The sequence below is a fragment of the Kitasatospora sp. NPDC024654 genome (assembly GCF_055559155.1).
In genome coordinates this window covers 1-1602 of the sequence record NZ_JBVHLF010000255.1, presented here as the reverse complement: position 1 = coordinate 1602, position 1602 = coordinate 1, and the positions used below count along the sequence as shown (strand labels likewise).

The window sequence follows — 1602 nt, the reverse complement described above, 5'->3', positions numbered from 1 at the left end:
GTGTCGGCGGCGGCTGAACCGTGACCCACTTTGGACGGTTGAGTTCTGACCCTCGCGTCGTCGGTGGTCTTGTTCAGTCGTTGTCGGTGGTGCGGGTGCGGCCGAGTTCGCGGCCCCGCATGCGGTAGGACTCGCCCTTGAGGGAGTGGACCTCGGCGTGGTGGACGAGTCGGTCGATCATGGCGGCGGCGACGGTCTCGTCGCCGAAAACTTCTCCCCAGCGTCCGAAGGGCTTGTTCGATGTGACGATCACACTGGCTCTTTCGTATCTGTTCGAGATGAGTTGGAAGAACAGGTTCGCGGCCTCGGGCTCGAACGGGATGTAGCCGACCTCGTCGATCACGATCAGCGGGTAGCGGCCGAGTTTGACCAGTTCGTCCTGGAGCCGGCCGGCCTGGTGGGCGGTGGCGAGGCGGTCGACCCACTGGGAGGCGGTGGCGAACGCGACCCGGTGTCCGGCCTGGCAGGCGCGAATGGCGAGCCCGGTGGCGAGGTGGGTCTTGCCGGTGCCCGGCGGCCCCAGGAAGATCGCGTTCTCCTTGGCCGCTATGAAGTCCAATGTTCCCAGATGGGAGAGTTGTTGGCGCGTCAGGCCGCGCAGATGGGTGAGATCGAGTTCCTCGATGGTCTTGATCGCGGGGAAGCGGGCGGCTCGGATGCGGCCCTCGCCGCCGTGGCTGTCGCGGGCGGAGACCTCGCGCTGCAGGCAGGCGACGAGGTATTCCAGATGGGTCCAGGATTCTGCCTGGGCGCGTTCGGCCAGGCGCTCGGCGGCGTCCAGCAGGGCTGGGGCCTTCATGGCGCGGGCGAGGAAGGCCAGGTCTGCGGCGGTCTGCCGGCCGGTGCGGGCCGCCTGGCCGTCGGGCTTGGCCGCGTCGGTCGTGGTGGTGCGGGCCATCAGGTGCCGTCCTCCTTTCCGGCGCCGCCCTCGATGATGGTGAACATGCGGTCGTAGGTGCCCAGTTCGCGTTGCTCGACCTCGATGCCGAGGCTGTCGGGTGCCAGGAGGGCGGTCCGGGCGATGGCGGCGCGGGCGGCCTGTTGGTGGATCACCTCGCCGCGCAGGACGCGAGCCGCGGCGGCGTGCTCGGGGTCGGTCAGGCTCTGGTGCTTGGCCCAGCAGCGGGCATGGCGGGCCACGATGTCGTTGCCGGCGATGACGGTGACCTCCTCGTTGTCGGCGCGGACCATGACGGTGTGCCCGATCGCCCGGGGGTGGACGGAGTAGTCGTTGGTGTCGACGCGGATGTAGTGGTCACGGCCGATGCGGGTGTGGAATCGCCACCAGTGCGGCGGGGTGACGGGCGGGATCGCCAGCATCGCGGCGCGGTCGCTCTCCCATCGGTCCACCGGGCGGGCGTCGATCGAGCGGTGCTGGCGCCGGTTGGCAATCTGCAGCCAACCGGTCAGCTGGGTGTTGAAGTCGTCCGGGCCGATGAAGGTGCGGCCGGGTAGGAAGCTCGTCGCCAGGTAGCCGTTGGCCCGCTCGACCAGGCCCTTCGCCTCGGGGTCGCGGGGCCGACAGAGGTGGACCTTCACAGCGAGCAGTCCCGCGAACGCGGCGAACTCGGATGTCAGGCGGCCCTTGCCAACTCCGGCCTC

General features: G+C 69.4%; 2 protein-coding genes. Both read right to left on the bottom strand.

Translation table 11 applies throughout. The annotated features are described in order from the left end of the window. Positions 1 to 73: 73 nt before the first annotated feature. On the bottom strand, positions 74 to 898 hold the full coding sequence (istB, locus tag ACZ38L_RS39445) for an IS21-like element helper ATPase IstB (protein ID WP_465702974.1): 825 nt from the start codon (positions 896 to 898) through the stop codon (positions 74 to 76). Beyond that, on the bottom strand, positions 898 to 1602 hold a 705-nt coding region (locus ACZ38L_RS39440; RefSeq protein ID WP_465702972.1), incomplete at its 5' end, for a Mu transposase domain-containing protein. The genes istB and ACZ38L_RS39440, both read right to left, overlap by 1 nt.

Bases quoted from the DNA above. Each gene is read 5' to 3' on its own strand.
- istB (WP_465702974.1), bottom strand. From the start codon at position 898: ATGGCCCGCACCACCACGACCGACGCGGCCAAGCCCGACGGCCAGGCG.